Annotated in this window: 19 protein-coding genes; 10 read left to right on the forward strand and 9 right to left on the reverse strand. The window is 70.1% G+C overall.

Annotated features, from left to right (window positions below; genetic code table 11):
- Window positions 1–186, reverse strand: a 186-nt coding sequence (locus C8258_RS11585; protein WP_304598376.1) for a sigma factor, incomplete at its 3' end; no start/stop codon positions are given.
- Window positions 187–316: 130 nt separating this feature from the next.
- On the opposite strand from C8258_RS11585, the gene C8258_RS11590 reads away from it, so the two are divergent.
- On the forward strand, window positions 317–664 hold the full coding sequence (locus tag C8258_RS11590) for a DoxX family protein (protein ID WP_106955209.1): 348 nt from the start codon (window positions 317–319) through the stop codon (window positions 662–664).
- A gap of 30 nt (window positions 665–694) precedes the next feature.
- Here C8258_RS11590 and C8258_RS11595 read toward each other — a convergent pair whose 3' ends face one another.
- Window positions 695–1138, reverse strand: a complete 444-nt coding sequence (locus C8258_RS11595) for a hypothetical protein (RefSeq protein WP_146161216.1) — start codon at window positions 1136–1138, stop codon at window positions 695–697.
- A gap of 345 nt (window positions 1139–1483) precedes the next feature.
- Here C8258_RS11595 and C8258_RS11600 point away from each other — a divergent pair, with 345 nt between their 5' ends.
- From C8258_RS11600 to C8258_RS11615, 4 genes are all read left to right on the forward strand, one after another.
- Window positions 1484–1987 (forward strand): universal stress protein, encoded by a 504-nt coding sequence (locus C8258_RS11600; protein WP_063063743.1) that lies wholly within the window; start codon window positions 1484–1486, stop codon window positions 1985–1987.
- A gap of 94 nt (window positions 1988–2081) precedes the next feature.
- On the forward strand, window positions 2082–3182 hold the full coding sequence (locus C8258_RS11605) for an isochorismate synthase MenF (protein ID WP_106955211.1): 1101 nt from the start codon (window positions 2082–2084) through the stop codon (window positions 3180–3182).
- Between the two features lie 126 nt (window positions 3183–3308).
- Entirely contained in the window at window positions 3309–3479 is a 171-nt protein-coding gene (locus C8258_RS11610) for a DUF2613 domain-containing protein (protein WP_083871340.1), read from the forward strand.
- Window positions 3460–8316, forward strand: coding sequence for a DUF3367 domain-containing protein (locus C8258_RS11615; protein WP_199195672.1), 4857 nt, complete (start codon window positions 3460–3462; stop codon window positions 8314–8316). Before C8258_RS11610 ends, C8258_RS11615 begins: the two co-directional genes overlap by 20 nt.
- Here the strand turns inward: C8258_RS11615 and C8258_RS11620 are convergent.
- Entirely contained in the window at window positions 8297–9496 is a 1200-nt protein-coding gene (locus C8258_RS11620; RefSeq protein ID WP_106955212.1) for an acyltransferase, read from the reverse strand. The genes C8258_RS11615 and C8258_RS11620 overlap by 20 nt on opposite strands.
- A gap of 232 nt (window positions 9497–9728) precedes the next feature.
- Between C8258_RS11620 and C8258_RS11625 the strand changes: the two genes are divergently transcribed.
- Entirely contained in the window at window positions 9729–10868 is a 1140-nt protein-coding gene (locus C8258_RS11625) for a DUF3068 domain-containing protein (RefSeq protein WP_106955213.1), read from the forward strand.
- Window positions 10869–10951: 83 nt separating this feature from the next.
- On the opposite strand, the gene C8258_RS11630 is transcribed toward C8258_RS11625, so the two are convergent.
- Genes C8258_RS11630 through C8258_RS11640 form a run of 3 tightly spaced genes read right to left on the reverse strand, consistent with a single transcriptional unit; the run spans window position 10952 to window position 12265 of the window.
- Entirely contained in the window at window positions 10952–11392 is a 441-nt protein-coding gene (locus tag C8258_RS11630) for an SgcJ/EcaC family oxidoreductase (protein ID WP_106955214.1), read from the reverse strand.
- Between the two features lie 10 nt (window positions 11393–11402).
- Window positions 11403–12110: an SDR family oxidoreductase gene (locus tag C8258_RS11635; RefSeq protein WP_199195673.1), complete on the reverse strand. Its 708-nt coding sequence runs from the start codon at window positions 12108–12110 to the stop codon at window positions 11403–11405.
- A gap of 8 nt (window positions 12111–12118) precedes the next feature.
- Window positions 12119–12265, reverse strand: a complete 147-nt coding sequence (locus C8258_RS11640; RefSeq protein WP_199195674.1) for a hypothetical protein — start codon at window positions 12263–12265, stop codon at window positions 12119–12121.
- A 97-nt stretch (window positions 12266–12362) separates the two neighbouring features.
- Here C8258_RS11640 and C8258_RS11645 point away from each other — a divergent pair, with 97 nt between their 5' ends.
- A complete protein-coding gene (locus C8258_RS11645; protein ID WP_199195675.1) occupies window positions 12363–12845 on the forward strand; it encodes a MarR family winged helix-turn-helix transcriptional regulator in 483 nt (160 codons plus the stop codon).
- Window positions 12846–12860: 15 nt separating this feature from the next.
- Here C8258_RS11645 and C8258_RS11650 read toward each other — a convergent pair whose 3' ends face one another.
- Both C8258_RS11650 and C8258_RS11655 read right to left on the reverse strand, forming a co-directional pair.
- Window positions 12861–14183: a polysaccharide biosynthesis protein gene (locus C8258_RS11650; protein WP_106955216.1), complete on the reverse strand. Its 1323-nt coding sequence runs from the start codon at window positions 14181–14183 to the stop codon at window positions 12861–12863.
- 82 nt (window positions 14184–14265) lie between these two features.
- The gene (locus C8258_RS11655; protein WP_106955217.1) at window positions 14266–14769 is read right to left on the reverse strand and encodes a DinB family protein; all 504 of its coding nucleotides are present in this window, start codon (window positions 14767–14769) and stop codon (window positions 14266–14268) included.
- 88 nt (window positions 14770–14857) lie between these two features.
- Between C8258_RS11655 and C8258_RS11660 the strand changes: the two genes are divergently transcribed.
- Window positions 14858–15283, forward strand: a complete 426-nt coding sequence (locus C8258_RS11660) for an ester cyclase (protein ID WP_106955218.1) — start codon at window positions 14858–14860, stop codon at window positions 15281–15283.
- 151 nt (window positions 15284–15434) lie between these two features.
- Complete coding sequence (locus C8258_RS11665) at window positions 15435–17342, forward strand: hypothetical protein (RefSeq protein ID WP_106955352.1); 1908 nt, start codon at window positions 15435–15437, stop codon at window positions 17340–17342.
- A gap of 48 nt (window positions 17343–17390) precedes the next feature.
- Here the strand turns inward: C8258_RS11665 and C8258_RS11670 are convergent, their stop codons facing one another.
- Window positions 17391–18635, reverse strand: coding sequence for a glycosyltransferase family 4 protein (locus C8258_RS11670; protein ID WP_106955353.1), 1245 nt, complete (start codon window positions 18633–18635; stop codon window positions 17391–17393).
- A 173-nt stretch (window positions 18636–18808) separates the two neighbouring features.
- Between C8258_RS11670 and C8258_RS11675 the strand changes: the two genes are divergently transcribed.
- Window positions 18809–19597 (forward strand): class I SAM-dependent methyltransferase, encoded by a 789-nt coding sequence (locus C8258_RS11675; protein ID WP_106955219.1) that lies wholly within the window; start codon window positions 18809–18811, stop codon window positions 19595–19597.
- Window positions 19598–19604 lie beyond the last annotated feature (7 nt).

A 19604-nucleotide genomic window follows, 5' to 3' on the forward strand; every position in this document is an offset into this window, starting at 1 on the left:
CCCTTCCGCCGTGCCTCGCCCACCATTCTTCGTCTCGGTCGTCCCCGTGGCCCGATCGAGGCGCAACCAGGCTTCCTGCACCGCGTCCTCGGCCTCGTTCAGTGAGCCCAGCATGCGGTAGGCGATAGCGCGCAGCAGCTCGCGGTGCTCTTCGAAGCGCCGCGCCAGCTCGTCCCGATCGCGCACCGGTCACCTTTCTCGGCCCCCGCACGTCGAACCGGATGTGGGACGGATTCGCCCTGTTCGCCCGCGCCGTGGGCTCGGACCCACCTCTTCACGATCGCAGATCAGGGCGCCGAACGAGCAGGAGGGTGTCATGCACACCGCATATGTGACCGTCACGATCGTCGCCGCCGTGGTGATCTTCGGGACGACCGTCGTCGACATCGTCGCCCCGGAGTGGGTGCGCGGCAATATGCGCAGCTACGGGGTACCGGACCGGGCGCTGATGCCGTTGGCGGCGATCAAGGCAGCGGGCGCACTGGGGCTGCTGGCCGGGCTGGTGTTCCCGGCGGTCGGCCTGGCCGCGGCCGTCGGCCTGGTGCTGTATTTCGTCGGTGCGGTGATCACCATCGTGCGGGCACGCTGGTACGCGCATCTGCCGTATCCGATGCCGTGCCTGGTCCTGGCCTCGGCGGCGGCCTGCTTGATCGCGCTCGCCTGACACCGACCCGGGATCCGCGGCGCGCCCGGCTCACGCGGCGATGCGCTCCACCGCTGTCACCACCTCCGACAGCAGCGGCAGCGATTCGTCGCGCTGAGGTGCGCGCGCCCACCACCGGCCCTCGTGGGTGTGCCGCCCGAATCCGGTGGGCAGAATGACATTGCTGCGATGGGATCCGATATCGACGCCGTGGCGTTGCAATCGCAGGGTCCGATCCCCATCCGGATAACCGTCGAATACCGCGATGAACGTTCGACGCGGCGGATGTTCACGCACCAGCACCGGTCCCGGAATGCCGCGCACGGTCAATTCACCGAGTACCAGCGCACCGAGCGGTTCCGGCGTATTCACCGCGGCGACCGAGTCGCCCAGCGGTAACACCACATATCCGGGTGAGGTGACGCGCACATAGGGTAATCCGAACAGCTCCCGATAGGTGTCCGCCCAATCCTGTGGCGTAGCAATCTCTTTCAATCGCACGATGCACCTCACTCACTGTCCATCTCCCGGCGCCGTACCCCGGCTCCGTTCGTCGGTTGTTCCAGTGAATACCGGAAATCACAGCAGTTACACGTGATTCGGTGAATCACGCGCGAATTGTCAGCCACGAGTGAGGTTCAGCACACAGTCCGATCGGTCCGGACCGAATGGTCGCATCCGGTTTGGACCGAAATGCGGGGACGGAACGGAACGGTTTCGAATCGAATCGGCGAATACCGATCGACATCCCGCATCGACGCTGATCGCGCGAGTAGTCTCGGGTCGCGGGTAGTCGCGGGACGCCCACACACTCACGGCACGGAGGTCCGGGAGGTCGTCATGACTTGCGACTTGATGCTCATCGCGTACGACGGATCCGAGAATGCGAAGCGGGCCGTGGAATATGCGGGGCGGTTTCTGTCCGCGCCCAGGGCGGTCGTGCTCACGGCGTGGGAGCCGATGGTGCGCCAGGCCGCGCGGCTGTCCGGACTTTCCGGGGTGATGCAGCCGGAATGGCTTCCGGACGAGGAGATCGAGGATATCGCCTACGTCGACGCCAAACAGATCAATGCCGAGGGCGTACGGCTGGCGAAATTGGCGGGATTGAATGCGGAGCCACGCACCGCCGAATGCACCTCGACCATCTGGAATGCGATCGTCGACGTGGCCGACGAGCTGAATGTCGACATCATCGTCGCCGGTACGCGGGGCTCCACCGGCATCCGCGCCCTGCTGCATTCGAGTGTCGCGGAGGCGGTGCTGAAGCACTGCCACCGGCCGATTCTGCTGGTACCGCCGGGAAAGGAACCGATTCCGGTCAGCGATCTCGCCGGTCGGCTGTGACGGGGCCGCTCCCCTTCACATGAGTCTGCCCACATGAGATCTGCGTCGCTGCCCGGGCGCCGCCCGTTCCGGACACGACTATCGTCGGGAAACTATGGACGGCTTTCTGCTCGCACAACCGGGGGGCGTGGTCCGTACGACCGGCATCCGGCGCGCATTCGACGATGCGCGGCGGGCGGCGGCGGCCCTGCGTGCGGGTGCGGCGGAACTGATCGTCGGCGCGATCCCGTTCGATCCGGGCGATGCGGCCGCGCTGTGTGAACCGGAACAGGCGCAACACAGCGCGGGCCCGTGGCGTCCGGCCGCGGTGCCACCGCTGCCCGAGGTCCGGGTCGTCGCGGAGATTCCCAGCCCGGCCGAGCATGTGGCCCGGGTGACGAAACTGGTGGAGCAACTGTCGGATCCGGCGCAGCCGTTACGCAAGGTGGTCGCCGCGCGCTCGTTGATCGCCGAGGCGCGGCAGCCGCTCGAACCCGAGGTGATCGCCGCGCACCTGCTGGTTCGCCATCCCCAGGCCAACGTCTTCGCCGTCGATCTGACACCGGCGGGCCGGACGGGCGCACATCTGGTCGGCGCCACACCGGAGGTGCTGGTCGCCCGGCACGGCGACACCGTCACGCTGCGCCCGCTGGCCGGGACACTGCCCCGGCACGCCGATCCCGCCGTCGATGCCGAACGGTCGCGGGAGTTGTTGTCCAGTACCAAGAATCGCGACGAGCACGCCTTCGTCATCGAGTGGATCCGCGAACAACTCACCCCGGTCTGCGCCGAACTCGCGATCCCCGAGGGCCCAGAGCTGATCAACACCGCCGAGGTCTGGCATCTGGCGACGCCCGTCACCGGCCGGCTGCGCGACCCCGCCACCACCGCGCTCGACCTGGCTCTGCTGCTGCATCCCACGCCCGCGGTCTGCGGGACCCCCACCGACCTCGCCCTGCGAACCATCACCGAATACGAGGAGCCGCGCGGGTTCTACGGCGGCGCGGTCGGCTGGTGCGATGCCCGCGGCGACGGTGAATGGGTGGTCGCGATCCGATGCGCCGACGTGTCCGCGGACGGGCGCACCGTGCAGGCCTACGGTGGCGGCGGCATCGTGGCGGCGTCCGACCCGCGCACCGAACTCGACGAGACGACGGCCAAACTGCGCACCCTGTTGAACGGGCTGGCCTGCGCGGTACCGGACCAGCCGAGCTGATCGGGGCTGCTCGGAGGGCGCGAGAGGGCCGGCCGACCGGCGGGTTGCCGTGCTGCGTGCCGCCTGCGGCGCGCCCATGTTGTAGGTTGGCTCGCAAGACGCCTGTGTCGATGTTGGGAGTACGCGATGAAGTTTGCCGTCCCGGGGGTTGCGAGCGCCGTCGCCGGAGCGCTGCTCGGCGTGATCGCGGTGTTCGTCGTCGTGACGGCGACAGCGCAGAATTCGCGGCCCGAGGTGGATCGCAGTGGCGACGCGTCGTCGTCGCTGCTGAACAACGTTGAGTACGGCGCGCGCTGACGCTGCGCCCGCCGCTGCCCCCTCCGCCGACTCCCCTTCCTCGGCCACCGCACCACTGGGCCGGCGTTGGTTCGCCGGTACCGTTCTCGCCGCCTTCCTGCTGACCTTCCTGCAGGCACCCGGCAATACCGTCGCCGACACCAAATACGATCTCGCCCAGAATCCGGTCGGATTCCTGCAGCGCGCCGCCCATCTGTGGAGCAGTCAAGCCCCGATGGGCCAGGTGCAGAACCAGGCGTACGGATATTTCTTCCCGCACGGCGCCTTCTTCTCACTGGGCCATGTGCTGGGCCTTCCGGCGTGGGTGACCCAGCGGATCTGGTGGGCGCTGCTGATTCTCGCCGGCTTCTGGGGCATCGTCCGGCTGTGCGAGGTGCTGGGCATCGGCACCCGCGGTTCCCGGGTGGTCGCGGCGGTCGCGTTCGCGCTCTCGCCGCGGGTGCTGACCACGCTCGGATCAATCTCCTCGGAAACCCTGCCGATGATGCTGGCCCCCTGGGTGCTGCTCGCCCCGGCCGCGCTGGGCGTCGTCGGGATGCCGCGGGTCCGTGCCGCCCGATCCGGGTGGCGGCGGCTGCTGCCGCACCGGCCGACCGCCGACTCGGTCTCGATGCGGGGTGCGACCTCGCCCGCGGCGAGCGCCCTCGCGCTGGCGCTGATGGGCTCGGTCAACGCGGTCGCGACGGTGGCCGCCTTTCTGCCCGCGGCACTGTGGTGGGCGTCGTATCGCCCGAATCGCACCTGGTGGCGCTTCACCCGGGCGTGGATTCCGCTGTTGATTCTGGGCACCTTCTGGTGGGTGGTGCCGCTGCTGGTGCTCGGCAAGGTGAGCCCGCCGTTCCTGGACTACATCGAATCCTCCGGGGTGACCACCCAGTGGGCGTCGCTGGGTGAGGTGTTGCGCGGCACCGACAGCTGGACGCCGTACGTCTCACCGGAGCGGATCGCGGGCGCGGTGCTGGTCACCCAGCCCGCGGCGGTACTGGCGTCCGGAGCGCTCGCGGCGGCCGGAATGGCCGGGCTGGCGCTGCGCTCCATGCCGGGACGCGGACGGTTCACGCTCGTTCTGATCGCCGGCCTGGTCGGCATCTGCGCCGGATACGCCGGACAGCTCGGTGGGCCGTTCGCCGAATCGGTGCGGATCTTCCTGGATTCCGGTGGCGCCCCGCTGCGCAATGTGCACAAGCTGGAACCGCTGATCCGGATCCCGCTGGTGCTCGGGCTCGCTCATCTGCTGCGCCGGGTGCCGCTGCCCGCCTCGGTGCCGATGCCGGTGTGGCGCAGCGCCTTCGCACATCCGGAACGCAATCGGATGGTCGCGGTGGCGGCGCTGCTGCTGGCGGCACTGGCCCTGTCGACCTCGCTGGCATGGACCGGCAAGCTCGCCCCACGCGGCGCCTACGACAAGGTGCCGGCGTACTGGCAGGAGACCGCGGACTGGCTGGCGCGCAACGCCTCCGACACCCGGGCGCTGGTGGTGCCCGGAGCGCCGTTCGGCAGCCAGATCTGGGGACTGACCCGTGACGAACCACTGCAGGCCCTGGCCCGCACGCCGTGGGCGGTGCGCGATGCCGTGCCCCTCACACCGCCGGGGGCGATCCGGGCGATGGATTCGGTGCAGCGGCTGATCGCCGACGGCCGGCCCTCCACGGGGCTCGCCCCGACGCTGATCGATCAGGGCATCGGAATTCTGTTGCTGCGCAACGACCTCGACCCCGACACCTCCCGCTCCACCCGTCCGATGCTGGCGCACGAGGCGATCGAGGGCTCGCCCGGGATCACCAAGGTCGCCGAATTCGGCAACCCGATCGAGGTGGGCCACGGCGACGGATTGGTCGCCGACGGTGATCTGCGCCCGACGTATCCCGCGATCGAGATCTACCGGGTGAGCGACGGCGACAGCGGGCAACCGGCCGACATCCGCAGTGGTCCCGGCGCTCCCGCGAGCTTCCCCGGGGCGCGGACCGTGCCGCTGAATTCCGTGCCGGTCGTTCAGGGCGGTCCGGAAGTGCTGGAACGGCTGCGTCGCAACGGATCCGGCGCGAACGGACCCACCCTGCTCGCCGCCGATGCCGCACGCGCCGGACTGATTCCCTCCGCGACCACGATCACCGATACCCCGATGGATCGCGAGGCCGATTTCGGGCGGGTGGACAACCACAATTCGGCGCTGCGCGCGCCCACCGACGCCCGCCGCACCCACAACCTGGTCCCCGACTACCCCGTACCCGGCGCGCAGCCGGTGGAAGGGCAGTGGTCCGGCGCCACCGTCACGGCCTCCAGTTCCGCGGCCGATGCCACTCAGCTCGGCGGTGCGGCCCCGGGAAGTTCGACCGCGGCCGCCTTCGACGGCGACCCGAGTACCGCGTGGTTGAGCACCAGTGCCGAACACGCTGTCGGACAATGGCTCCGGCTCGGCCTCGACCATCCGATCCAGGCGGGGGCACTCCAGGTGACCACGAGTCCCGCCGCGATCGGCGATCCGGTGAAGTGGATCGAGGTGCGCACCGCCAACGGCACGGTGGCCGCGCGGATATCGGAACCCGGTGCGCCGGTGTCGGTTTCGCTGCCGCCGGGGCGCACCGACTGGCTCACCATCACCGCGACTCGCACCGAGAACGGTACCGGCGGTGGGCAATTCGGTATCAGCGAGGTGCAGCTGTTCGACTATTCGAACCGTGACGCGCCGACGCCGGTGACCATTCGCCACCGCACGGTGCTGCCGCCCGTTCCGGCCGGAACACCGGTGCGCGGCTGGAATCTGGGACAGGAATTCCCGGGTCGCAGTGGATGTTTCGATGCGCCCGATCGCGTGCGCTGCAGTAAGGGACTCGCACTGCCCGCCGAGGAACCGGGCGCCTTCGAACGGACTCTCGATGTCCCGGACCCGGTGACGGTCGCACCGCGACTGACCCTGCGCACCCGGCAGGGCCCGGCGCTGGAAAGTCTGCTGACCGATCCGGAGCGGCCCATCGCCCGGGGCAAGGCCGATGTCGGCGATCTGCGCGGTTCGGCCTTCGCGGCGACCGACGGCGATCCGCGCACCAGCTGGATCGCCCCCGAGGAGACCGTGCGCAATCGCACCGGCGCCAAACCGACGCTGACCGTTCAGCTGCCGCGCCCGGAACTGGTCACCGGCCTCGAGGTGACCCCGCCGATGGGCGCACTGCCCGCACGGCCGACCTCGATCGCGGTGAATCTCGGTGACGGGCCCCAGGTGCGCGAGATTCCGCCCGCGCCGAAGGGACGCGATCCGGAGGCGACGGCCGAGTCACCGGGCCGCACCTCGCCGACCGCCACACCGCCGCGTGACGCACCCGCCCCGCAGCCGAAGTCGACCGACACCCCCGCGCCGATGTCCGCACCGCCGACTCCGGTCCGGCTGGAGCTGTATCCGCACGTCACCGACCACATCGAGATCAGTATCGATACCTGGAAGCCGGTGCTGGACCGCACCGCACTCGGTTTCACCCAGGAGCAGCCGCCGGGCCTGGCGGAAGTGTCCGTACTCGGACCGGACTATCCGGCGCCCGCACCCGGCGACCGGCCGGTGACGGTGGACTGCGACCACGGCCCGACCCTCGCGGTCGCGGGGCGGGTGCTGCACACCAGCGTGACGGCGACGGCCGATGAATTGCGCACGGGGAAGCCGGTTTCCGCCACCGTGTGCGCGCCCGGCGACACCGCGTACGGCGGTGCCACGGTCGACCTTCCGGCCGGTTCCGTCGACGTCGCGGTCGCTCCGACCGAACTGTTCTCGGTCGACGAATTGCGTTTGGACAATACGGCTTTCGCGGCTGCCACGCCCGCGACACCGGCTACTGACGGTGGCGACGCGACGCGGCCGGCCCACGACGGTGACGAAGCAACCGGCGAGGGCGGGACTGCCGTCGACCGCCCCGCGCCGGAGTCGACCGGAGGCGCCGATCGCCCGGCCGGAATCGACGCGCCGGCCGGCGATCGGCTGCTGGTGCTGCCGCTCAGTACCAATGTCGGCTGGACCGCGCACACCGGAGACGGCCACACGTTGCGGCCCGTCGTAGTCGACGGATGGAAGCAGGGCTGGGTAATTCCCGCGGATGCGCACGGCGCGGTGACCGTGGGATTCCCGATCGACCGCTGGTATCGCCTGGCCATCTTCGGCGGTTTGCTCCTGCTGATCCCGCTGGTGCTGCTGGCCCTTCCGGTACCCGGGCGACTGCGTAAATGGTTGGGGCACAATCGAAACCACCGCACGGCCGAACTGCCGCAGGACGACACCACGCCGCTGCCCGCAGAAGGCGGAACACCCGGCGACACCGCCCTGTCGGCGGCCGACTCGCCCGCCCCGGCGGACGGTGCACCGACGACGGCAGACGGTGCGCTCGCACACGGAATCGGCGGCGGCACGACGCCCCGGCCGGACGGTGCTTCGAGCGCATCCGGCGATCACACCGACAATCCCGTGACCGCCGTCCGGGCACCGGCCTCCTCGGCCGTCTCCTACGACCCACCCCCTCGGACCTGGAACAGCTGGTGGCTGGGCGCCGCCGGTGTGCTGATCGCCGCCTTCCTCATCGCCGGCCCGATCGGGGCGGTGTGCGCCGCGATCGGTGTCGTCGCAGTACGGGTGCTGCCGCAGGCGCCGCTCGTCCTCGCCGTGCTGGCCGGGGCCGGCACGATTCTGGGCGAAGCCGCGCTCTCCACCGGGCCGTGGCGGTCGGGAGAGGTCTATATGGGCGGCTCGCTGTGGGCGCAGTTCCCGGCGCTGGTGGCGGTCGTCGCCGTGGGCGTCGCCGCACTGCCCGCGCGGAAACCGTGGGGGCGAGCGGGTTCCGCTACCCGAACCGGCGTTTGACCCACTGCCGCACCGGCTCTTCGACCAGCGCGTAACTCGCGGCGGCCAGCGGAATCGTGAAGGCGACCGTCAACGCCAGCACATGCAGGAACCCGCCGTTGAACGGGATGAAACCGAAGATCGGGAACATCATCGCCAGGACCACCAGATGCCAGATGAAGACGCCGTAGGACCAGCGTCCGATCGTCAACGCCAGGCGGCTCTCCAGAAAGCGGTGCCGCGCGACACCGACCACTAGCGGGGCGAGCAGGCCGAAACCGATCAAGCCCCCTAGACCCATTTTCATCGCGTACTGCCACGCCGCGGCGCGAGCCAGTCCGGCGGGCCCGGCCAGGTCGGTGGCCGACAGCGCGAACGCGACCGCGGCGACCGACCACATCAGCCGGCGGTCGCCGAACCACCGCTGCCACCGCGGCGCCGCGTCCCCGTCCCGCGATCGCGCGCCCAGGATCTCGGCCAGTTCGGCCAGCACCATGCCCGCCGCGAACCAGGGCAGATAGCCGGGCAGCCAGTTGTCGGCGTGGATGGCGTCCGGGGTGGGGACCGGCAGGAAATTCCAGCCCAGGCACAGCACCCCGATCGCGGTCACCGCGAACACCCGCTGCCGCGCCGCCGAGCCGCGCAACCCGGCCAGCGCCCAGGCCAGCAGCGGCAGCACCAGATAGAAGGCCACCTCCACCGACAGACTCCACATCTGGGTGAGCCCGTCGGTCAGGGTCAGCGGGACGAAGACCTGCACCAACGCCAGATTCGCCCCCCACACCCGCAGCCCGGCCGAATGCGCCGCGGACGGCAGCAGGGTGAGCGCCACGCAGACCACGACCCAGTAGGCGGGCAGGATGCGAGCGGCCCGGTGCAGCAGATAGCGCCCGGCCCGCGGCGCGGTGCCCAGCCCGCGGGCCGCGGCGGCGTGCGGGCGCCACAGCAGGAAGCCGGAGAGGCCGAAGAATACGGCCACGGCCATATCGAACCGCTCCCACACCCGCCCGATCACCGGCGTTCCCGCGGCGCCGGTCTGGAAGGCCACATGGGTCAGCACCACACCGAGTGCGGCCAGTCCGCGCAGACCCTCCAGTGCGGGAACGAATTTCCGGGTTCCGGGGACCGCCGGAGCGGGGCGCGACGCCGGGGCAGCCGGCACGTCGGTGCTGGATGTGGCGATTTCGGGCGTTGCGGTCATCGCGATCCAGTGTGCCCTGCGGGGTTCGCCGGCGCCGCGTGCGGCTCCCCGCGGCCCGAGCGTGGACCACGGCTCGCCGGACGCCCGTACTTCTCCGGGGTGTTTTCGTACTCAGCTCGCCGGGTTAAGGTGCCGGACTGTTAGTGTCGGGGCTCACGAGTGCTTGTGTTATGACCGCACCCGGTTATGAGCGCACCCGGACGAGGCTTGTTCGACGACGAGGAGAGTTTGCATGGCACTCAGTGCCGGTACCAAGAGGACGGTGGCCTGCCTGCTCGTGGGACTCGGTGCGCTGTTGATCGTCGCAGCGATACTGATTCCGACCTACGGGGTGAGCCAGTTGGCCAAAACTCCCCTCGACCTCGAGATCACCACCATCGCATCCAACAAGCCGAACGCCCCGAGCGAGGTGCTGGACGCGAAATCGCTCACCTCCGGTGAGGGCCCGGTCCAGATCGACAAGAACGTCGGGCTCATCTCGCAGCGCTTCCTCACCGTCGAGGATCCGTCGGGTAAGACCAATATGACGATCCAGGCCGGTCAGACACTGCGCCGCAAGGACAAGACCGGTGACACCGGCCTGCTGTCGGCGATCATCGACCGCGTCACCATCAACCGCAAGACCGGTCAGCCGATCGACGACGACCCCAACGGCTCGATCGCGACCACCGTCGACAGCAAGGGCAACAGCGTCCCGGATCCGGTGCAGCACACCGGTCTGCAGTACCGCTTCCCGATCGGCACCGAGAAGACCACGTACCCGTACTTCGACATCAACGCCCGCAAGTCGTTCGATATGAAGTTCGTGGAAGAGACCGAGATCAACGATCTGAAGGTCTACCACTTCCGCCAGCAGGTGCCGCCGACCGATCTGTCCAAGGTCACCTCCGCGCCGACCAACCGGCTCACCTTCCCGGCCGCCAAGTGGGGCGTGCAGGGCGAAGGCGACGTCACGATGAACCGCTACTACACCAACACCCGCGACGTGTGGGTCGAGCCGAAGACCGGCACCGTCGTGAACGGCTCCGAGCAGCTGCACCAGTACTACGCGCGCAGCGCGGACAAGCCCGAGGTCACCGCGATCAACACCACGCTGACCTTCGATCCGGACACCGTCCGCTCGCAGGCCGACGAGGCCCGCAAGTACATGGACCAGATCTCGCTCTACAGCCGCACGCTGCCGATCATCCTCGGTGTGCTGGGCGTGATCTCGCTGATCGCCGGTCTGATCCTGGGCCTGCGCGGCGGCGACGGCTCCTCGAAGCCGGGCCGGCTGGTCAAGAAGCCGCAGACCACCCCGCCGAGCGACAAGCCGGGACAGTCGTTCTCGGAAGCGCCGACGCAGCAGATAGACATCAGCAAGAACCGGTGATCAGCGAGAACCGGTAGGTTCTCCGGTCGCACAGTGGCTCCCCGGTTGTCGGACCGGGGAGCCACTGGCGTTTCTCGGGGCCGCTATCCGGCGGCCGGCCGGGCGGCGGGCTGCATGCGGAAGGTCAGCGCCTCCATCAGTGTTTTGCGCTGGGTCTTGTGCACCGCCGCGATCCGCCACTCGCCGTCGGCTTCGCGGACCACGGTGTAGGTGGCCAGCTTGCCCAGCTTCTTCGGCTGCCCCTTCGACGATTCCCCGCGGGTGACGACGACGGCGGTATCGCTGCCGTAGCGGCGGATCTCGACGATGTCGACGGTGAGCCGGGTGCCCTTCAGGAAACTGTCGAACAGCGCCTGATGCGCGCCGCCGATCTCGGTGCCACCGTGGTAAACGGTGCCCAGATAGGTGACGTCGGTGGCGTCGGCGGTGAAACAGGCGCCGTAGGCGGCGCCGTCGCCGCGGTTCCAGGCCTCGCGGCTGCGCTCGATGAGAGCGCGGATGGCGGTGGTGTCGGTGGTGGACATGTTCGTCTCCTCAATCGGCGAGCAGGGTCAGAGCGGTTCGGCGCGGCAGCAGCCGCATGGCGGTGGTCCAGATCCGGTTGGCCGGGCTGGTGAGTACGACCGGGCCCTCCTTGCGGGCCAGGGCTTTTCGCGCTCGGCGCACCACGTCCTCCGGCGACTGCACCAGCCACGGCGGCACATCGTCGGCGGTCTGGGCGCCGGTCGCGGTGACACCGGGGCACAGGGCCATGACGTGGACCCCGCGCGCTTTCTGTTCGTGCCACAGGGTTTCGGAGAACGCGGTGACGAATGCTTTGGACGCGCTGTACACATCCAGGCCAGGCTTCGGTGAATGTCCCAGCGTCGAGGACACATTCACGAGCGCGCTGCCGGAGCCTGCGGTAGCGAGAAAAGCGTGCGCGAGTGTGACCACGGCCCGGCAGTTGAGATCGATGGTGGCGAGCGACGATTCGATCCCCACCTCGGTGAAGTCGCCGGGCACCGCTGTCCCGGCGTTGTTGACCAGCAGCGAGTAACCGCCCCGGCGGAGCAGCTGCGCGGTTGCCGTTACTCCCTTCTCGGTGCTGAGGTCCGCGGCGAGATGGTCGTGGCCGGTACCGAGTTCACCGACGAGCTCCGCCAGACGATCGGCGTCCCGGGCGACTGCGGTCACCGAAAACCCCTCTGCCGCAAGGCCGGTGGCGAAGGCGCGGCCGATGCCGGCACTCGCACCGGTCACCAGCGCCTTCACCGTTCGGCCTCGGGCTCGGTGGCCGGGTCGAACAGGAAGGACACCCGCTCGAACACCGACTGTCGCGCGGTGTTGTGGAAACTGGCGATCCGCCACCGGCCGTCGGCTTCGCGGACCAGCGTGTAGGTCTGGGTCTTGGACAACTCGTGCGGGCCTCTCGTGATATTCTCTGCGTAGAAGATTTTACTTCTTTGAAGAAGTCTCTTCGTTGAGGAAGAGATTACGAGAGAGGTGTGTCCCGTGTCAACGACGAGTCGCGACAACGATCCCAGCCAGGTCTTTCGCCGCTATCTGAGTTCCGTTGTGCTGCATGCCCAAGCGGGTGCGAAAGCGGTCGGGCTCGGCGCCACCGACCTCTACGCGCTCAACATCCTGGAGCTGAGCGGCGCGATGACACCCGGCGAACTCGGCGCCCGCACCGGGCTCACCACCGGGCCCACCACCCGCCTGATCGATCGCCTGGAACAGGGCGGCTACGTGCGCCGGGCGCCGGATCCTGCCGACCGGCGCAAGGTCATCGTCGAACCGGTGGACCGGCCCGCCGGCCTCGACAGCGCCCTGGCCCCGGCCCGTCGCCGGATCGGCGACATCGTGCGCGGCTACACCCCCGAACAGCGGGAACTGCTGTTCGACTATTTCGCCCGCGCGGCCGACGCGTACCAGCGCGCCGCCGAAGACATCACCGCCGAGGAGCTCACCGAAGCGGAGACTCCGGGCGAGTGAGTCGCCTCCCCGTCGTCACTCGGTAGGTAACGGCGAACGCTTCTCTCCCACAGCGATATTCGTAGCACCCGGATCGCGGCGCACAGTCCGGACCACCACGGTGACCACCAGCGTCGTCACGATCGCGACGATGGCGGTGGCCAGCGCGATCAACGCCGGCAGGCTGCGCACGAACGGCACGGCGGCGCCCACTTCGACCGCCAATCCGGCCCAGATGACGGCGGCCGGTGCGGTGCGGTCGGCGGCGATGGCCGACAGCAGGGCTCCCTGCAGCACCGCCAACAGCGCGCCGGCCAGCGCGAACAACCACAGCAGATCCTGGATCGGCGCATAGTCACGGCCGGCGAACAGCGGGGCCAGCGGCGCCAGCACGGCCGCGCCGGCCACGGCGACCACGCCGACCGCCGCCAGCACGCCGAGCGCGGACCGCAGCGCACGCACGGAATGCTGTGGTTGCGCCATCCGCGGATACAGCACGACGCCGACGGCCTGCGGGAGCCAGAAGGCGATCTTGGTGGCGATCGCGCCGAGGGCGTAGCGGCTGGCGTCCGCCTCGTCGAGAACGATGCGGGCGATGATCAGATCCGCGGACGACAGCGCCATCAGGGCAGCCTGGACCTGGGCCGCGCGCAGGACCGCGGTCACATCGGCGGCCCGTGCCGCCCCGATCCGCGCACCGGCGCTCCGGACCTCGGCGGGGGCCCGCGCGCCTTCGGTCGCGTTCGGTGGCAGCGGGTTCGAGCCGGCATCCGGCGCCGAGTGCGCGATCCGGGAGATCCGATTCGCCGCCGTGGTAGCGACCAGCAAGCCGAGAGCGGCGCCCCAGAGCGCGGCCGCAGCACCCACGCCGATGGCCAGCGCGATCAGCGCCGGAGCGACCCGGGCGATCGCCGAACCGCCGAGAACGGTTGCGAGCGAACGGAATCGGTTCGTTCCCTGCAGAATTCCCTGCTCGCCGGAGAGCAACACCAGGACCGGCGCGGCGATCAGCGCCCCGCCCGCGGCGACCGCGCTCACGTGCAGCAGCACCGCGACGGCGGGTATGAGCGCGACCGCGACGACCGCGACGATCATCGCGCAGCGCCGGGTCAGGCCGCGCACCGTCGCCACCGCGGCGCCACGCACCAACTCCCGCGCGACCACGTTCTGCAGCGCCAACGCCGGCACCGCGGCGAGCAACTGCACGGCCAGCAGGCTCGCGAAGGCGCTGTAGCCGGCCACACCCAGCCAGCGCCCGGCCAGCAGTTGCAGCAGATAGCCGGCGATATTGGCGGTCATGGCCCCAGCGGTCACCAGGGTCATATCCGCGACCACGGGTAGACGGCGCAGGGCAGGCATCCCGCCATGCTCCCACCTCCGCGCCACCCGGCGCAGCCGAGGCCTGCCGGTACGCGACCGGCGGCGCCGTCGAGCCGGTGTTTCAGTCCTCGTCCACCAGCTGGCGCCGCACGTCGAGCAGGTGATGGCGGACCTCGTGGACGGTGTGGACCGCCACCCAGCGCAGTTCGCGCTCGACGCGATCGGGGTAGTTGTACAGAACCCGCCGGTTCCAGTCGTAGGCGTCGAGGCGGTCGAGAACATTCGCGAGCAGTCGCGCCGAGACGAGCAGTTCCTGAGCCACGTCGGCGGGATCCTGCTCGGCATAGCCGTCGTGATCGGCGCGTTCGTCCCGGCCCATGGTGACGAGGGCCGGGCGGTCGGTGCGGCGCGCCAGCAGTATGCGTTCGCGCTGCACGAGCAGTACGTCCCGGACATGGCAGCCGTATTCCAACGGCGACCACAACTCCGGAAGACGGCGACGCCGCGCGTCGGGGCAGTCGTTCAGCGTGGCGGCCAGCTCGGTGACGCCGGCGAGGATCGCGGTCGCGGCCCGCGGCGCCTCGTCCGGCCGGTACTCGTAACCGCATTCGGCGCATCGATCCATCGCACAACTCCGTCTCGCCGCGTTGACACCGTCTCAGTGAGACCATATCTTTAGTATCACTGATACGATCTCACTGTGAGGGTTTGATATGTCTATCGAGGCGAACAAGGACGTCATCCGCCGATTCATGAAGGCCGGGGACGCCCCGACGAGGGATCTGCCGGCTGTGTGGGACAGCTTCATGCCGGACTGCACGTTTCCGACCCTCGCCGACCGCACCGGCCGTGCCCGGTTCACCGTGGCGGACTACCGGACATTCCTGCTCGACTATTTCCGCGCGCTCCCGGACGCCACCTTCACCGTGGACGAACTGATCGCCGAGGACGACCGGGTCTGGGCCCACATCACCATCCGCGGCACCCACTCCGCGGAGCTGCGCGGCGTCCCCGCGACCCACCGGCCGGTGGAGTACACCCAGCTCGGCCTGTACACGATTCGCGACGGGAAGATCGCGGGAGCGCGGGCGGTGTTCGACGATGTGACGTTGCTGCGCCAGATCGGCGGGCAAGTGTAGGGAGCCGGGCGGGCGTCCGCGGTGTAGGGAGCCCGGGCGGGCGTCCGCGGCCGGCATTCCGGCCGACGTAGGGTGACTCAGCGTGACCGGGGCTCGAGAACACGGCGACGACACCAGAAGCTCGCAGCTGCGTCCGGCGAGCGCCGCGCCGATGTGGGCCCGGATCGTTCCCGTGGCCTACAGCCTCGCGCTCGCCCTGATCGTCGTCGGCCCACTGTTGGGGCCGGGATATCTGCTGCTGCGCGACGGGGTGAGCACGCCGCGGTCCTACGCGACCGATGCGGCTCTGGGGCTGGGCGACGCGGCGCCGAGGGCCGTTCCGCAGGACGGATTGCTCGCCGCACTGTCGGTGGTGGTGGACGGAGGGATCGTCGTCAAGGCGATTCTGGTGCTCGCGCTCACGGCCGCCGGATGGGGCGCGGCCCGGCTCGCGCACAGCCTGCTGCGGGTGTCCCTGGCGCCTCAGCTGGTCGCCGCGACGGTGGCGATCTGGAATCCCTATGTGGCCGAACGTCTTCTGCAGGGACATTGGAGCCTGCTCGCCGGCTATGCGGCGCTGCCCTGGACGGTTGTCCTCGGGCAGCGGATCAGGGCCGGTGCCGACCGCGAGCCGCGAGGAGACACCTCCGAGCAGGCGCTCGGCAGCCGGACGAGGCCGGGTTGGGCGCGTACCGCCGGTCCGTGGTTGATGCTGGGCGGCCTGTTCGCCGCGGCGGGTTTGACGCCGACCGGTTCGCTGCTGGCGGGTGTGGCGGCGATCCTCACGGTGGGGCGGCGCAATGTGGTCGGCGCGGTGGCGCTGTGGCTGGTGAGCGCCGGTCCGTGGCTGGTGGCCACTGCGCTGTCCGGCAGCGGGGCCGAACCGTCCGATCCGGCGGGCGTGGCGGCCTTCGCCGCGCGGGCCGAGCCGGGGCTCGGCACCCTGGGGAGCCTGGCCGGACTGGGGGGAATCTGGAACGGTGCGGCGGTACCCGGCTCTCGGACCACACTTTTCGCGGTGCTGTCGACCCTGGTGCTGCTGGCGGTCGTCCTGTCGGGTGTGCGGGCGGTCGCGGCGCCGGGCGAACGCTCCACGCGCTATTCACGGCGAATGCTGCTGGTGCTGGCCGCGATCTGCATCCTGTTGCCGGCCCTGGGTGCGACGGGATGGGGTCTCTCGATCGGCGAATCCCTGATCGAGCGCATCCCCGGTGCCGGATTGCTGCGCGACACCCAGAAGTATGTCGCCCTGGCGATGCCCGCATATGCCCTGTGCGCTGCGGCGGGATGCCGCGCCCTCGCCTCCTTCCGCCACCGCGGTACACCGGAATTCGCGCGGCAACCTGCGCCGCACACCGACACGGTTCACACGGACGCGCCCGCGGAATCGGCCGCGGCGCTGACCGCTCCTGCCGCCGGTGACGAGCCCTCGCGCATCGACAGCACCGCGTCTCGGCCGAATACCCTTGCCGCGCAACCACTTATCGCTGTGCTCTTCATCGCCGCGCTGATCCTCACCTTGCCCGACCTGGCCTGGGGAGTGGGTGGCGCGCTGCGACCGGTGCACTACCCGCCGGCGTGGCAGCGGGTGGCCGCGGTGGTCGACGGCCCCGGCGACGTCGCGGTGTTGCCCGCCGGGATGTTCCGCGTATTCCCTTACAGCGGAAGGGTTCCGGTGCTGGATCCCGCACCCCGCATGCTGCGGTCGGACGTTCTGCAGACGGGTGTGCTGCCCGTCCGGGGGCAGGTGGTGGCGGGTGAGGGCGCACGGGCCCAGCGGGTGGAGAACCTGCTGCTCCGGGGCGCGGACCCCGCCGACCTCGCCGCCCAGGGCGTCGGCTGGATACTCGTCGAACACCGCACGCCGGGAGCGGTCGGCGATGCGAGAACCACGCTGAGCCGGCTGCAGCCGGTGTACTCCGACGCCGATCTGACGCTTTATCGCGTACCGGGCGCACGAGATGTGGCCCGGGCCACCGCCACCGACCGTGCCGTGGCCGTCGCCGCGCACCTGCTGTGGGCGGCTCTGCTCCTGACCGGGCTCGCGGCGGCCCTGGTCGACCGGCGACGCGGGCGATGAAGCGCACCGATCGACAGCCGGGTCGTGCCGGAAATGATCGCTCGCCGATCAGCGAAGGGTCGGGGCCACCCGGTCGTCTCGCAGCGGCGCCGAGGTCGCTGCCGCCACCGTCGCACGCCCCGTGACCAGCCCCGAGACGAATCGTCCCCGAGCGGCGGCGGCCAGGACTTCGCTCACCCCGTTGCCCGTCTGCTCCCAGGAGAACTCGCGAGCTCGCGCACGCGCCTTCTCCCCCATCACCGTTCGTCCCTCGGGGTCGGCGAGCAGTTCACCCACGGTGTCGGTCAGCTGGGTGGAGTCGTCCACCAGCACCCCGGTCACACCGTCGACGATGGAATCGGTGAGCCCCCGCGAACTGCGGTAGCCGATGGTCGGGACACCGTGCTGCGCCGCCTCGATGACCGCCAGGCCCCACCCTTCCTTGCGGGAGGGCAGTACCTGAACCCAAGCGCGGGAGAGCAATTCGTGCTTGCGCGCTTCGTCGACGTAACCGTGGAAATCGACCGCGTCGGCGATACCCGAGCTGTGCGCACGCTTCTTCAGGTTGTCGGCCCACCAGCCGTCACCGATCACATCCAGGCGCAGGCCGGGGAGCCGGTCACGCAGACCCGCGACCACGTCCAGTGCGTCCTCGATCTGCTTGTGCGGCACCAGCCTCGACAGCACGACGATGCTCGGATACCTCGTGCGGGTCGTCGCGGCGCCGGTCGGGGACTGCGCGGGCACGGGCTCGGCGCCGTTGCGCACCACCGCGATTCGCGTCGCGTCCACCCCGAGCGAGGCGAGTTCCTCCGCGGAGGGCAGCGATACCGTCAGATACTGATCGCGCCGATGGACCCGGGGCGACAGTCGCGATTCGATCCACCACCCGATCCTCCCGACCACCCGGCCCGCCACCGGCCACTGCTCACGGTGTCCGTGATGCACCAGGACCACCGAAGGCGCGCCGGAGACCGTCCGGGCGAAGAACGGAATGCCGTTCTGGGTGTCGATCACCGCATCCGGCCGCAACCCGCGCAGCGGGCCGAAACCCAGCCGCCCGGCCGCGATGGCGGCCAGCGCTCGCGGGTAGACCGTGAAGCGCCCGCCCGCGCGGCTGACCTCGATGCCGTCGATGCGTTCCCGGCGCGCCGCACCCGGATAGTGCGCGGTCCGCAGCGTCACCTTCACCCCGCGCGCCGCCAACTGCGCACCCACCCGCTCCAGGTACCGCTCGCTTCCCCCACCCTGGGGATGTCCGGTGTCGCGCCAGCACAGCAGCAGGACTTCGCGTACGTCCGCACCCGGCCGCATCTCGTTCTCGCCGCTGCCGGGCCCACAGAGCTGCGCCATCGCAGCGCGCTCGCGGGGGCCGGTTTCGGGCACGGCAGTTCTCCAGATCGTTCACGTCGGACGACAGTGGGCTCCACCATAGCGGCCGACGGCCGTTCCGGGTCGTCGCGGTGGCCGCATAGACTGGCGCGGCCATGCTTCGATCCGACGCAACCGGACCGCGTCCCCGCTTCGCGCGCCGGGCCACCCTTCGCCGTTCACTGCGCCTGTTGGGCAGTTTCCGCTTCGAACAAACCGACCCGGCCCGGTTCTACGGCGGTATCGCCACCGACACCGCCGACCTCGTAGCCGACTTCTATCGGGATCTGACCGGACGGGACCTCCGCGGCACCGTGGTCGTCGACGTGGGCGGGGGTCCGGGGTACTTCGCGGACGAATTCGCGGCGGCGGGCGCGCGCTATCTGCCGATCGAACCCGATCCCACCGAGATGCACGCCGCCGGGCTCACCGTCGCCGGCGCGGTGCGCGGATCGGGGATGGCGCTGCCGATCCGCGACGACGCCGTCGACATCTGCCTGTCGTCGAATGTCGCCGAACATGTGCCGCAGCCGTGGGTGATGGCCGACGAGATGCTGCGCATCACCAAACCGGGCGGCCTGATGGTGCTGTCCTACACGGTGTGGCTCGGACCGTTCGGCGGCCACGAAACGGGACCGTGGCACTACCTCGGCGGCGAATTCGCGGCCCGGCGCTACACCCGGCGCACCGGAAAGCAGCCCAAGAACCGCTTCGGCCGTTCACTGTTCGCCGTCACCGCCGCCGACGGGCTGCGATGGGCGCGTGAAACCGGGGGCCGGGCCCAGATCCTCGCCACCTTCCCCCGCTACCATCCGCGCTGGGCGTGGTGGGTGACGCGCCTACCGGGCGTGCGGGAACTCCTGGTCAGCAATCTGGTCGTCGTCGCGGCCAAACCCCTCCGCTGAGGCCGCA

Source organism: Nocardia sp. MDA0666 (genome assembly GCF_003023875.1).
GTDB lineage: Bacteria > Actinomycetota > Actinomycetes > Mycobacteriales > Mycobacteriaceae > Nocardia > Nocardia aobensis.